Consider the following 13478-nt stretch of genomic DNA (forward strand, 5'->3'; position numbering starts at 1 on the left):
TCGGGATCGGTGCGCGTCTATTCGGGGGCGCGCATCGCCCGGCACGAGCGGATGTTCGACGCGAGGATCGCGCGGGCACCGATCTCGGCGAGCCGGTCCATCACCGCGTTGTGGCCCTTGCGCGGCACCATCGCCCGCACCGCCACCGAATTCTCGTTCGCCAACGGCGAGATCGTCGGCGACTCGAGACCGGGCGTGACCTGCACGGCCTGCTCGAGCAGGTGCTTCGGGCAGTCGTAATCGATCATCACGTACTGCTGCGCGAAGACCACACCCTCGAGACGGGCGATCAGCTGGTTGCGGGCCCGATCCGAGCGATCCGAATCCTCCCGCTCGATCAGCACACCCTCCGAATCGCACAACGACTCGCCGAAGGCGACGAGATCGTGCTGCCGCAACGTCCGGCCCGAGCCGACCACATCGGCGATCGCGTCGGCGACCCCGAGCTGGATGGAGATCTCCACCGCACCGTCGAGCCGGATCACCTCGGCCTCGATGCCGCGGGCGGCGAGATCACGACGCACCAGATTCGCGTACGAGGTGGCGATGCGCAGACCCTGCAGATCCTCGACCGACCAGTCGCGGCCCTTCGGCGCGGCGTACCGGAAACGCGAGGACCCGAAGCCCAGCGACAACCGCTCGGTGACCGGAGCCCCCGAATCCATCGCCAGGTCGCGGCCGGTGATCCCCAGATCCAGCTCGCCGGAACCGACGTAGATCGCGATGTCCTTCGGCCGCAGGAAGAAGAACTCGACGTCGTTGACCGGGTCGATGACCGTCAGATCCCGCGAGTCGGTGCGCCGACGGTAGCCGGCCTCCTGCAGGATCTCGGCGGCGGACTCGGACAGCGAACCTTTGTTGGGGACTGCGACGCGCAGCATGACGGATTGGGTCCTTTCGAACGACGAGCAGAAGCGAGGAAGGGATCTACAGGGGGGGCACGGACGGCGGCACCGGCACAGCGGGCCACCGGCCGTCACAGATGCTTGTAGACGTCCTCGAGCTTCAGACCCCGCCCCACCATCAGCACCTGCACCCAGTACAGCAGCTGCGAAATCTCCTCGGACAGTTCCTCGTCGGACTGGTACTCGGCGGCGATCCACACCTCACCGGCCTCTTCGAGTACCTTCTTGCCCTGGAAATGCACGCCGGCGTCCAGGGCGGCGACGGTGCCGGAGCCCTCGGGGCGGGTCGCGGCGCGTTCGGACAGCTCGGCGAACAGGGAATCGAAGGTCTTCACAGGGGTCGATTGTTTCATGCCCCGCCACCGGCCCCACAGCCAGGACACCGACCCTCGCTCAGAACTCGAGTTCCCGCCCGCTGACGAACCGCCGCTCCACCCCGCTGATCGGATCGGTGAACTCCAGCGACCGCGCCAGCAACCGCAGCGGATCGGTGAAATCGTCCGCGGCGCGCCGCCGGAACCACGGATAGAAGTTGTCCCCCACGATCGGCACCCCCAACGACGCCAGATGCAGCCGCAGCTGGTGGGTGCGACCGGTGCGCGGGAACAACCGGTAACGGGCCAGCTCCCCACGCCGCTCGACCAGCTCGATGCGCGTCTCCGAATTCGGTTCGTCGGCGAACTGCTCGGCCGTCGGCTCCCCGTGCCGCTTGACGATCCGCGTGCGCACCACCTGCGGGAACGACAGGTCGGACCGATAACCGGCGACCGCCTCGTACACCTTGCGCACCCGCTGACGCTCGAACAGCTCCTGATAGGGCCGCCGCCATGCCGGATCCGTCGTGCACAGCAGCACCCCGGCGGTCATCCGGTCGAGCCGGTGCACCGGCACCAGATGCGGCAACTCCAGCTCGCGCCGCAACCGCACCACCACCGACTCGCGGATGTGCGCTCCGCGCGGGATCGTCGCCAGGAAATGCGGCTTGTCCACCACCACGAGACCGTCCTCCCGATGCAACACGCGCACCGGGAACGGCACCGGCACCTCCGGCGGCGGATCGCGGTAGAAGTACACGAACCGCGTCGGCTGATACGGCGTGCACGCATCGACGCGGCGGCCGTGCTCGTCGACCAACTCTCCCGCCCCCATGTGCGCCGCCCAGTCCTCCTCGGGGTGGCCGGCCTGCAGGAACTCGACGATCGTGGCCGCGTCGGCATCGGCGGGCATCCGGATGCGGTCGGGGCCGAGCCCGTCGCGCACCGGCAGCGGTGCAGCACGCACCGGTCTACGCCTCCACGAGGTCCGGGACGCAGCCCTCGCACACCAGAGTCAACTTCCGGCCGTGGAGATCCGGATGATTCCGGTACCGCGAGGTCGGCGTCCCGCACAGGGTGCAGCGGCCGATCACCGGCGCCTCGGCGCTGAACTCGACGTTCATCCGCCCGTCGAAGACGTACAGCGAACCCTCCCACAGGCCCTCGTCTCCGAAGGTCTCGCCGTAGCGGACGATGCCACCGTCGAGCTGGTAGACCTCTTCGAACCCGCGATTGCGCATCAACGCCGACAGCACCTCACAGCGCACCCCACCGGTGCAGTAGGTGACCACCGGGCGGTTCTTGAGATGGTCGTAGCGTCCGCTGTCGAGCTCGGCGACGAAATCGCGGGTCGTGGCGACATCCGGCACGATCGCATCCCGGAACCGGCCGATCTGCGCCTCGAAGCGGTTGCGGCCGTCGAAGAACACCACCTCGTCGCCGCGCTCGGCGACCAGCTCGTGCACGCCGTGCGGCGACAGATGGGTGCCGCCGTCGACGATGCCGTTCTCGTCGACCTTCACCTCGTCGGGCACCCCGAACGTCACGATCTCCGGACGTACCTTCACCGACAGCCGCGGAAAGTCGTCGCCGGTGCCGTCGGACCACTTGATATCGGTGTCCTTGAAGGCCGCATAACCGCGCAAGCCACGCACGTACTTCTTCACGTCGGCGATGTCACCGCCGACGGTGCCGTTGATGCCGTGCTCCGAGATGAGAATCCGCCCGGTCAACCCCAGCGACGACGCGAGGGTGTGCTGCCACAACCGGATCGCCTCCGGGTCGGGCAACGGGGTGAACTTGTAGAACAGCACGATCTTCGGGACCGCCACCTCAGGGCACCCCCGCACCGTGCAGCTCGTGCAGATCCTCGGCGCTCAACCCCGCGAGCGTGGACCGGAACACCCGCCGCTCCGAGCCGGGCACATCCACCAGTGACGGCACCACCAGCACCGTGCACCCGGCCGCATCCGCCGCGGCCGCCCCGGTCGGAGAATCCTCCACCGCCAGACACTGCGCCGGATCCAGACCGAGCAACTCCGCAGCCCGACGGTAGGGCGCCGGATCGGGTTTGCCGGCCGGCACCTCGTCGCCACACACCGAATGATCGAAATGCTCACGGCCCAGGGTCGCGAGGGCCACCTCACACAACGCCCGCTCGGTGTTGGTCACCAGCACCGACCCCAGTCCCGCCTCGCGGACGGTGCGCAGCGCGGCCTGCGCGCCGGGCCGCCACGTGAGCCCGTCGGCGAACAACCGGCCCATGTAGTCGGTCAGCCACGCCGCCGCAGCCGCCGCCTCGTCCGGGGTCGGTTCCAGACCCAACCCGGCGAAGGTGCGCAGCACCGCCAGATCCATCGGCCCCCCGATCGTGGAGATGCGGGTCTCGTCGCTCATCGGCCCACCGAGATGCAACGACAACTCGTGCATCCCGATGTCCCACAAGCGTTCCGATTCGAGCAGGGTGCCGTCCATGTCCCACAGCACCGCCCGCAGCGCACCGGTCTGCACCGCGAGCGGCGCCTCCACCCGATCAGACATTGAAATACTTCGCCTCCGGGTGGTGCAGCACGAACGCATCGGTGGACTGCTCGGGATGCAACTGCAGCTCCTCCGACAGCTCCACCCCGATCCGCTCGGGTTCGAGCAGCTCGACCAGTTTGATGCGGTCCTCGAGATTCGGGCACGCGCCGTAACCGAACGCGAACCGGGCACCGCGGTAGGCAAGCTTGAAGTACTCCGCGACCTCCTCCGGATCCTCGTCCGCGGCCGTGCCGCCCTCGGCGAACGCCAGCTCCTGCCGCACCCGCCGATGCCAGTACTCGGCCAGCGCCTCGGTCAGCTGCACACCGATGCCGTGCACCTCGAGATAGTCGCGGTACGAATTCGACGCGAACAACTCGTTCGCGAAGTCCGCGATCGGCTGCCCCATCGTCACCAACTGGAACGGCCACACATCCACCTGGCCCGACGCGAGCGCATCCTCCCGCGACCGCACGAAATCGGCGATGCACAGGAACCGCGAACGCTGCTGCCGCGGGAAGGTGAACCGGTAACGCTCGGGAGCATCCGGGCGCGGCTCGGTCAGCACCACCACGTCGTCACCCTCGGACACCGCCGGGAAGTAGCCGTACACCACCGCCGCGTGCTGCAGGATGCCCTCGGTCGCCAACCGGTCCAGCCAGTACCGCAACCGCGGCCGGCCCTCGGTCTCCACGAGCTCCTCGTAGCTCGGGCCGTCGCCACCGCGCTGCCCGCGCAGGCCCCACTGCCCCAGGAACAGCGCACGCTCGTCGACCAGCGCCGCATAGTCGGCCAGCGGGATGCCCTTGATCACCCGGGTGCCCCAGAACGGCGGCGTCGGCACCGGCAGATCCTTCGCGACATCACTGCGCTCGGGGATCTCCGCCGGCGTTTCCGCGGCCTTGCGCTTCTCCGCGATCCGCTTGCTGCGCTCGTGCCGCTCCTTGCGCTCGGCGGCCTTGCGGGCGGCCTCGATCGCCTCCGGACTGTCCGGCGCCGGACCCTCACCGCGCTTCTCGGCCATGACCCGGTCCATCAGCGACAGACCCTCGAACGCATCGCGCGCGTAGGACACCTTGCCCTCGTAGACCTCCGCCAGATCGTTCTCGACGTAACTGCGGGTCAGCGCCGCACCACCGAGCAACACCGGGAACTGCTCCGCGACCCCGCGGGAGTTGAGCTCCTCGAGGTTCTCCTTCATCACCACCGTCGACTTCACCAGCAGACCCGACATGCCGATCACATCGGCGCGCTTGTCCACCGCCGCGTCGAGGATCGTCGCGATCGGCTGCTTGATGCCGAGGTTGACCACCTCGTAGCCGTTGTTCGACAGGATGATGTCCACGAGGTTCTTGCCGATGTCGTGCACATCGCCCTTGACCGTCGCCAGCACGATCCGGCCCTTGCCCTCGTCGCCCGTCGACTCCATGTGCGGCTCGAGGAACGCCACCGCGGTCTTCATCACTTCGGCGGACTGCAGCACGAACGGCAACTGCATCTGACCCGACCCGAACAGCTCACCGACAGTCTTCATGCCCGACAGCAGCGTGTCGTTGATGATCGCCAGCGGCGGGGTGGTCCTCATCGCCTCGGTCAGATCGTCCTCGAGACCGTTGCGCTCGCCGTCGACGATGCGCCGCTCGAGCCGCTCGAACAGCGGCAACGCCGCCAGCTCCTGCGCCCGCGACTCGCGTGCCGACGCCGCCGACACCCCCTCGAACAGCTCCATCAGCTTCTGCAGCGGGTCGTAACCCTCGCTGCGCCGGTCGTACACCAGATCCAGCGCGACCTGCCGCTGTTCCTCCGGGATCCGCGCCATCGGCAGAATCTTCGACGCGTGCACGATCGCCGTATCCAGACCCGCCGCGGTGCACTCGTTCAGGAACACCGAGTTCAACACCTGCCGCGCCGCCGGATTCAGACCGAACGACACATTCGAGATGCCCAGCGTGAAGTGCACCTCCGGATGCGCCTCGTGGAGGCGGCGGATCGCCTCGATCGTCTCGATCGCATCGCGCCGCACCTCCTCCTGACCCGTCGAGATCGGGAAGGTCAACGCATCGACGATGATGTCCTGCGGCGACAACCCCCACCGACCGGTCAGATCCGCGATCAACCGCTCGGCGATGCGCACCTTGTGCTCGGCGGTGCGGGCCTGGCCCTCCTCGTCGATCGTCAACGCGACCACCGCCGCGCCGTGCTCGACGACGTGCTCCATGATCCGCTCGAACCGCGAACCCGGACCGTCGCCGTCCTCGTAGTTCACCGAGTTCACCGCACACCGACCACCGAGATGCTCGAGACCCGCCTTGATCACGTCCGGCTCCGTCGAGTCGATCATGATCGGCAACGTCGACGACGTCGCGAACCGCGACGCCAGCTCCGCCATGTCCGCCGCCCCGTCACGCCCGACATAGTCGACGTTCAGATCAAGCATGTGCGCACCGTCGCGGATCTGATCCTTCGCGATGTCCAGGCACTTCTGCCAGTCCGCGGCGAGCATCGCCTCCCGGAACGCCTTCGACCCGTTCGTGTTGGTCCGCTCACCGATCATCAGGATCGACGCGTCCTGCTCGAACGGCACCGAGGTATACAGCGACGACACACCCGGCTCCGGCTGCGCGGCGCGCGGCGCCGGCTGCACCCCCCGCACCGCCGCCGCAACCTGCCGGATGTGCTCGGGGGTGGTGCCGCAGCAGCCACCGACGAAGGTCAACCCGTACTCGGAGACGAAACCTGCCAGGGCCTCGGCGAGCTCCTCCGGCTGCAGCGGGTACTCGGCGCCGTTCGCGCCCAGCACCGGCAGACCCGCATTCGGCATCACCGACACCGGGATCGTCGCGTGCTGCGACAGATACCGCAGGTGCTCGCTCATCTCCGCCGGACCGGTCGCGCAGTTCAACCCGATCAGGTCGATGCCGAGCGGCTCGAGGGCGGTCAGCGCGGCACCGATCTCGGAACCGAGCAGCATCGTGCCGGTGGTCTCCACTGTCACGTGGGTAACGATCGGGATCCGGCGACCGGCCTGCTCCATCGCCCGCTTGCTACCGATGATCGCGGCCTTCGCCTGCAACAGGTCCTGACAGGTCTCCACCAGGATCGCGTCGGCACCACCGTCGAGCATGCCCAGCGCCGCCTCACCGTAGGCGTCGCGCAGCGCAGCGAACGGCGCGTGGCCGAGGGTGGGCAGCTTCGTACCCGGACCCATCGACCCGATCACCATCCGGGCCATGCCGTCGGCGCCGGGACCCATCTCGTCGGCGACCTCGCGGGCGAGGCGGGTACCGAGCTCGGACAGCTCACGGATGCGGTCGGCGATGTCGTAGTCGGCGAGGTTGGGCAGGTTGCAGCCGAAGGTGTTCGTCGAGACGACATCGGCGCCGGCCTCGAAGTACGCCCGGTGGATCCCCCGGATCACATCGGGACGAGATTCGTTGAGGATCTCGTTGCACCCCTCCAAACCGCGGAAGTCGTCGAGCGACAGATCCGCGGCCTGCAACATGGTGCCCATCGCCCCGTCTCCGATGACAACGCGCTGGCTCAGCGCATCGAGCAGGACAGAATGAAGTGGGGTGGACATGCCCTTCAGACTAGTGGGCGCCCGGATCGGGCCGGGTCGTAGGCTGGACGAGTGAGTACACCAGAGTTTCCCGAGACCCCGGACCAGGACGTCCCCGTCCTGCGCGATCCGGTGCTCGTCGCCGCCTTCGAAGGGTGGAACGACGCCGGCGACGCCGCCAGCGGCGCCGTCGAACACCTCGAGTTGATCTGGGACGCCGAGCCGTTCGCGGAGCTGGACTCCGAGGAGTACTACGACTACCAGGTCAACCGGCCGCAGGTGCGGCTCGTCGACGGGGTCACCCGCGAGATCGACTGGCCCACCACCCGGCTGTCGCTGTGCTCCCCGCCCGGCAGCGACCGCGACATCGTCCTCCTGCACGGCATCGAGCCGAGCATGCGCTGGCGCAGCTTCTGCGACGCCATCATCGAACTCGTCGACGAGTTCGAGGTCCACACCGTCGTCCTGCTCGGCGCACTACTCGCCGACACCCCGCACACCCGCCCGGTCCCGGTGACCGGCACCGCCTACAGCTCCGAGGCCGCCGAACGCTTCAAGCTGCAGACCTCCCGCTACGAAGGACCCACCGGGATCACCGGCGTGCTGCAGGACGCCTTCGTCCGCGCGGGCATCCCCGCGGTGTCGTTCTGGGCGGCGATCCCCCACTATGTGTCCAACCCGCCGAACCCCAAGGCCACCGTGGCGCTGCTGCGCCGCGTCGAGGACGTCCTCGACCTCGAGGTGCCCCTTGGCGAACTCCCCCTCCTCGCCGAGGAGTGGGAACAGACCGTCACCGACATGATCGAGGACGACGAGGAGATCGCCGAGTACGTGCGCACCCTCGAGGAGCGCGGCGACGCCGAGGCCGAGGAGGACATCTCCGAGGTCATCGCCAAGATCGACGGCGACGCCCTCGCCGCCGAGTTCGAACGCTATCTGCGGCGACGGGGCCCCGGCGGCTTCAACAAGTGAGGGATCTGCGCGAACCGCTGCAGCGCACGGCGCTGTACGCGGGCGGCTTCCTCGGTCCCTTCGGCGGCAGTGTCGTCGTGTCGATGCTGCCGGAGATCGGCGCCGACACCGGTGTGTCCACCGGCACAGCCGCGACGACGGTCACCGCCTATCTCGGTGTGTTCGCCGCCGCGATGCTGTTCTCCGGCACGCTCGGCGCACGGTGGGGACGCGTCCGCACCGTGCGCACCGCCTATCTCGTCTACGCGGCGGTCTCGATCGCCGCGGCGCTGGCGCCGACCTTCTCGGTGCTCATCGGCACCCGCATGCTGCAGGGCGCGGCCAACGCGTTCACCACTCCGCTGCTGCTCGCGGCGCTGGCCGTTATCACCCCGAAGGACAGGCTCGGCCGCGCTCTCGGATTGTTCGGGGCGATGCAGGCCGCCGGCCAAACCGTCGCCCCACTGATCGGCGGTCTCGCCGCCGAGGTGAGCTGGAGATGGGCGTTCGTCGTGCTTGCCGGCGCCGCGCTGCTCCTGGCGCTCGCCGGCCTGCCCGAATCGGTGCGCGACGACCCGTCCGGTACCACTCGGGTCCGACTGCGCGACGCGCTGACCCCGCGCGTCCTGCGTATCGGGCTGGTCGCATTGCTCGGTTGGGGTGCGCTCGGCGGACTCGGATTCCTCCTCGCCTTCCGGGTCGAGGACGACTTCGGGTTGTCCCCGTCCGAACGCGGCGTGGTACTCACCGTGTTCGGACTCGCCGGCATCCTCAGTTCCCGGCCGGTCGGGATGCTCATCGACCGCGTCGGTGCCCGCGCGATCGTGCTCATCGGCGCGGTGAGCGGCGCAGCGCTGGTCGTGGTCGTCGGTACCGTCCCGTGGCTCGTCGTGCTCGGCGTCGCGTGGTTCCTGGCAGGTATCGCTTCGCAGTTCATCCTCGTCGGGGTCAACGCCGCGGTGCTCGGTGGGCCGGGCGGCAACTGCGGTGGCGCGGTGTCCGTCGTGCAGGCCTTCCGCTTCGGCGGTGCGGCCTTCTCCCCTCTCCTGCTGACGCCGGTGTACGGCGCCGACCCGGTCCTCGCGTTCCTGCTGCCTGCCGCGCTGCTCGGTGTGCTCGTTCCCCTGGCCATGACTCGACGCCCTGAGGCATCGAGCCGCTGACACCCACGTTCTCTTGGCAGGTTTGGTGGTTGGTAGTTGGTGCCCCGCTGTGTGGTGAGTAGGTCCTGAAGGAGGATTGGTTCTGTTTTTCTATGATTTCCGTATTGTTCAGAATATCTCTAAAAGCTCTCGAACCGGTCCCGCAGTCGCCTCAGACCGAGCGTCTCTCCCGTCCTCGCCCACCCGGCGTCCACCCTCTCCACCGGCAGGCCCGCATCCAGCAGCTCCCCCGCCATCGTCCCCCAGCGTCTCGGCCACGATCGCCCGGTACGAGGCCCCCCTCCTCCCCCAGCGTCTCGGCCACCTGGTCCTGCGTGGGGCCCTCCGCGGCCCGGCGCAGCAGCACTTCCCGCACGCGGGCGCCGAGCTCGCCGTGGTTCTGTCTGCGCTGCAGCAGTTCCGCGCACTCCCGCAGCAGTACGGCGGCGGCCTCCGGGCTCGTGGTCGGCATGGGCCGGTCCAACGCCCGCGCGTCCACTACCACCGCATGCGTCGACGCCGTCGTCTTCACCAGGAACCCCCGGTCGCGAAACACCGGCGCGATCCGCTCACCGAGCGATTCGGCCACCTCGATGCGACGGATCTCGGACGGCTGCCCCCACAGCGCACCCCAATGGGCGAGAATCCCCGGGACGTCGCGCTCCAGCAGGAAGCCCCGCAGCTGCGCCGGCACGTGCCGGTCGTCGAGGCAGAAGCGGACTTCGTCGCCCGCATACTCCAGGGCGGCGCGCGAGAAGGCGAAGGTGAGATCGAAGAAACGGGTGCCCACCTCGATGCCGTCGCGCACCGTCGCACAGCTCATCAGGGCGTAACCGAAGATCCCGTGCACCGCCGCCCGGATCGATGCGCGCTTCGGCACCACGGTGTTCCGGTGGCCTCTGGACGTCACCGACCGAGGGTCCTTCGACGAATTCCTCAGCCTGGCCCACATGGAGTTCGGCGGGATCGACGTGCTCGTCAACAACGCCGGTATCATGCCCACCGGCGCGTTCCTCGAGGAGACCGACTCGGTCACCGACCGGCAGATCGACATCAACGTCCGCGGTGTGATCCTCGGTTCGAAGCCGGCCGCGGCGCGGTTCACCGAACAGGGCTACGGACACATCGTCAATCTCGGCTCCGTCGTGGGCATCGAAGGCGCCCCCGGCCTCACGGTGTACTCCGCGACCGAGCACGCCGTGATCGGCCCGGACGAGGTCGCCGCCGCGATCGTGCAGGTGATCGCGACGGCTCGTCCCGGCCTGCGGTACGTGCCCCGCACGGCGGGCGCGATCCTCGGAGCGCGGAAGGCGGTGCCGGAAGCGACCCGTCACCGCATCACCGCGGCATTCGGTCTGCAGTCGCTGGCACTGAACACCGACGAGACCGCGCGGGCGGCCTACCGTCGGCGCACCGAGGCTCCGAACCAGGCAGCGGCCGGCGAGGACTCGGCGGCGAAGAATCCCTCCGGCAGCGCACGCTGATCCGACGCGCGCTGCCGACCGGGGCTCAGTCTCCGGTCGGCAGCGCGCGCAGCGAGCGCACCGTGGCGTCGACGGCGCGAGCCGCCTCGGCGCCCTTCTTGACGAAGTGCCGCGTGAAGTACTCGACGTGCTCGTCGTGCTCGTGGAAGTTGTGCGGGGTGAGCACGACGGAGAAGACCGGCACATCGGTGTCGAGCTGGACGCGCATCAGGCCGTCGATCACCGCGGTGGCGACGAAGTCGTGCCGGTAGATGCCGCCGTCGACGACCAGCCCGGCCGCGACGATCGCGTCGTAGCGTCCGGTCTTCGCCAGTCGCTTGGCGTGCAGCGGGATCTCGAAGGCGCCGGGGACCTCGAAGAAGTCCAGGGCGTCCTGCGAGACGCCGAGGCGGGTGATCTCCTCGGTGAAGCCTGTACGTGCCTGGTCGACGATGGTGCGGTGCCAGGTCGCCTGAACGAACGCGATGCGCCCGGTGATGTCGGTCATGGTCACGAAACTAGCGCATGCCGCGTCATAGTTTGCGGTGCGGGAGAGGGGCTGTTCCGCCCTATGGGATTTCGATTATTTCTCTTTTCCGTCATGCACAGAGTGACTACGGTGGTGGATGTGACACAGTCGGCTCCCGCCCCCGAGAACACCATCGGTCCCCGCCCCGAGCGGTACATCGACATCTACCGTCGCGCCACCGCCCGACTCGAGGCGTGCCTGCCGCTCGGCTGGTCGCTGTCGAGCGACCGCCCCCGCTCCCCCGAGGCACCCACCCGGATGCTCGTCTCCGCCCCCGACGGCGACACCGTGTCCTTCTCCGTGGTCGCCTCCCGAGGTGTGCTCTCCGGCGACGTCGCGCGCATCGCCGCCGACCTGTCCGACTCCGACCGCGGCTTCGTGTGCGCCCACTATCTGTCCGATCCGGTGCGCCGCCAGCTCGACCGGCACGGCATCTCCTACGCCGACGCGACCGGCAACCTCTCGCTCGTCGCCGACCGCCCGGCGGTGTGGGTCCGCGACCGCGGCGCCGACGCCGACCCGTGGCGCGGCCCGGGCCGCCCGTCCGGGGTGCTCACCGGCGAACCGTCCGACCGCGTGGTGCGCGCACTCGCCGATCACGTCGGGGAGATCTCCGTCCCGGAACTGATCAAGCTGTCCGGCGCGTCCACCGGCGCGACCTACCGCGTCGTCGAGGTGCTCGTCGAACGTGAGCTCGTGCGCCGGGTCCCGCGCGGCCCGATCGTCGAGGTGCGCTGGGAACCGATGCTGCGGGCCTGGGCCGCCGAGCGGAAGGTGTGCGCGGTCCGCCGGTTCACCGCCCCCGAGGGCGTCACCGCGACCCGCGCGCGACTGGCCGAACGCATCGACATCCCCTACGCGCTCACCGGCGTCGGCGCCACCGACTACGCGGCCCCGACGCTGCTCGAGGTCTACGCCGACGACCCCGACGACTTCGCCGACAGTCTCGGCCTGCGCCCGGTCGAGCACGGCGGCGACGTCGTGGTGGCGATCCCCTGGTCGCCGGTGATCTTCGAACGGATGGACCGTCGCGGCGGACTGCGCCATGCCGCCGTCTCACACGTCTACGCCGACCTGCTGGCCGGCCCGTTCCGCAACGACGATGCCGCCGAACACGTCCGCTCCCGGCTCACCGCGGACGAGCACTGGCGACGCCCGGTCCGCTGACCGCTGCATCCGGCCGATCCCCCTCCCCGGATCCACGGCCGAGCCTTTCGATCTTTGTGTACGGTGCGAACCATGACGGGTCGCCGCGACGACAGGAGTACCGATCAGATGACCGCGCCGCGCACCGTGGAGGACCTACCGTCGGCACTCGACGGCGCCGCTCTGTCCGATCGTCTCGCGGGCCGCCGGCCCGCGGTCTTCCTCGACTACGACGGTGTGCTCACCCCGATCGTCGCCCGTCCCGAGGACGCGGTGTGGTCGGATGCCATGCGCCGCACCGTCCGTGAACTCGCCGACCGCGTGTCGGTGTGCATCGTCACCGGCCGCGACCGCGACGTCGTCCAGCAGCTCATGGGGGTCGACGATCTCGTCGTCGCCGGCAGCCACGGTTTCGACATCTGGAGCCCCACCCACGGGCAGATCGCCCACGACGTCCTCACCGACTTCACCGATCTGATCACCGAGACCACCGAGACCCTGCGCACCCGCCTGGACGGTCTCGACGGTGTCGGCATCGAACCGAAGCGCGCGTCGGTTGCCGTGCACTACCGGCAGGCCTCCCCCGAGGTGCACGACCGGGTGGGTGCGATCGTCGAGACGCTGTTGCAGGAGAACCCCGACCGGCTCGCCGTGGTGCCGGGAAAGATGGTCTACGAACTCAAACCGGCCGTGGACTGGAACAAAGGCAAGGCGGTTCTGCACCTGATCGAGGTCCTCGGTCTCGCCTCCGACGACGTCGTGCCGCTCTATCTCGGCGACGACATCACCGACGAGGACGCCTTCCGGGCGTTGCGGGGTCGCGGCATCGGGATCCTCGTCGGCAGCCCCGACGACCCGGAGATGGCCGGACGCCGCACCGACGCCGAGTTCGTCCTCGCGTCGGTCGACGACGTCGAACGTTTCCTGTCGGCCCTGGGTAGATGAC

At 69.0% G+C, this 13478-nt stretch carries 13 protein-coding genes; 5 read left to right on the top strand and 8 right to left on the bottom strand.

The genetic code is table 11. From position 1 onward, the window contains the following. Nucleotides 1-17: 17 nt before the first annotated feature. The 6 genes from hisG to metH form a co-directional block, all read right to left on the bottom strand. A complete protein-coding gene (hisG, locus tag QR64_RS15520; RefSeq protein WP_006552165.1) occupies nt 18-881 on the bottom strand; it encodes an ATP phosphoribosyltransferase in 864 nt (287 codons plus the stop codon). 95 nt (nt 882-976) lie between these two features. Then, nucleotides 977-1258 carry a phosphoribosyl-ATP diphosphatase gene (locus QR64_RS15525; protein WP_170318512.1) on the bottom strand — a complete coding sequence of 94 codons (282 nt, stop codon included), beginning with the start codon at nt 1256-1258 and terminating at the stop codon, nt 977-979. A 40-nt stretch (nt 1259-1298) separates the two neighbouring features. Continuing rightward, entirely contained in the window at nt 1299-2186 is an 888-nt protein-coding gene (locus QR64_RS15530) for a pseudouridine synthase (protein ID WP_039586093.1), read from the bottom strand. 4 nt (nt 2187-2190) lie between these two features. Then, nucleotides 2191-3051, bottom strand: a complete 861-nt coding sequence (locus tag QR64_RS15535) for a rhodanese-related sulfurtransferase (protein ID WP_039586094.1) — start codon at nt 3049-3051, stop codon at nt 2191-2193. Nucleotide 3052: 1 nt separating this feature from the next. Next, complete coding sequence (locus QR64_RS15540; RefSeq protein WP_039586096.1) at nt 3053-3760, bottom strand: HAD family hydrolase; 708 nt, start codon at nt 3758-3760, stop codon at nt 3053-3055. Beyond that, nucleotides 3753-7322: a methionine synthase gene (gene metH / locus QR64_RS15545; RefSeq protein ID WP_024101032.1), complete on the bottom strand. Its 3570-nt coding sequence runs from the start codon at nt 7320-7322 to the stop codon at nt 3753-3755. The genes QR64_RS15540 and metH overlap by 8 nt, the downstream gene beginning before the upstream one ends. Nucleotides 7323-7373: 51 nt before the next feature. On the opposite strand from metH, the gene QR64_RS15550 reads away from it, so the two are divergent. Both QR64_RS15550 and QR64_RS15555 read left to right on the top strand, forming a co-directional pair. Further along, complete coding sequence (locus QR64_RS15550; protein ID WP_006552160.1) at nt 7374-8273, top strand: PAC2 family protein; 900 nt, start codon at nt 7374-7376, stop codon at nt 8271-8273. Further along, complete coding sequence (locus QR64_RS15555; protein ID WP_039586098.1) at nt 8270-9415, top strand: MFS transporter; 1146 nt, start codon at nt 8270-8272, stop codon at nt 9413-9415. Before QR64_RS15550 ends, QR64_RS15555 begins: the two co-directional genes overlap by 4 nt. A 151-nt stretch (nt 9416-9566) precedes the next feature. Here QR64_RS15555 and QR64_RS15560 read toward each other — a convergent pair whose 3' ends face one another. Continuing rightward, nucleotides 9567-10304: an AraC family transcriptional regulator ligand-binding domain-containing protein gene (locus tag QR64_RS15560; protein ID WP_161793629.1), complete on the bottom strand. Its 738-nt coding sequence runs from the start codon at nt 10302-10304 to the stop codon at nt 9567-9569. On the opposite strand from QR64_RS15560, the gene QR64_RS15565 reads away from it, so the two are divergent. Continuing rightward, a complete protein-coding gene (locus tag QR64_RS15565) occupies nt 10279-10878 on the top strand; it encodes an SDR family NAD(P)-dependent oxidoreductase (protein ID WP_006552157.1) in 600 nt (199 codons plus the stop codon). The two genes, QR64_RS15560 and QR64_RS15565, sit on opposite strands and share 26 nt — an antisense overlap. A 25-nt stretch (nt 10879-10903) precedes the next feature. Here the strand turns inward: QR64_RS15565 and QR64_RS15570 are convergent, their stop codons facing one another. Then, the gene (locus QR64_RS15570; protein WP_006552156.1) at nt 10904-11365 is read right to left on the bottom strand and encodes a 6,7-dimethyl-8-ribityllumazine synthase; all 462 of its coding nucleotides are present in this window, start codon (nt 11363-11365) and stop codon (nt 10904-10906) included. Between the two features lie 120 nt (nt 11366-11485). Here QR64_RS15570 and QR64_RS15575 point away from each other — a divergent pair, with 120 nt between their 5' ends. Continuing rightward, the gene (locus tag QR64_RS15575) at nt 11486-12553 is read left to right on the top strand and encodes a helix-turn-helix domain-containing protein (RefSeq protein WP_006552155.1); all 1068 of its coding nucleotides are present in this window, start codon (nt 11486-11488) and stop codon (nt 12551-12553) included. A 72-nt stretch (nt 12554-12625) separates the two neighbouring features. After that, entirely contained in the window at nt 12626-13477 is an 852-nt protein-coding gene (gene otsB, locus QR64_RS15580) for a trehalose-phosphatase (RefSeq protein ID WP_230810854.1), read from the top strand. The last annotated feature ends 1 nt before the right edge of the window (nt 13478 follow it).

Source organism: Rhodococcus sp. Chr-9 (assembly GCF_000801125.1).
GTDB classification, from domain to species: domain Bacteria; phylum Actinomycetota; class Actinomycetes; order Mycobacteriales; family Mycobacteriaceae; genus Rhodococcus; species Rhodococcus pyridinivorans.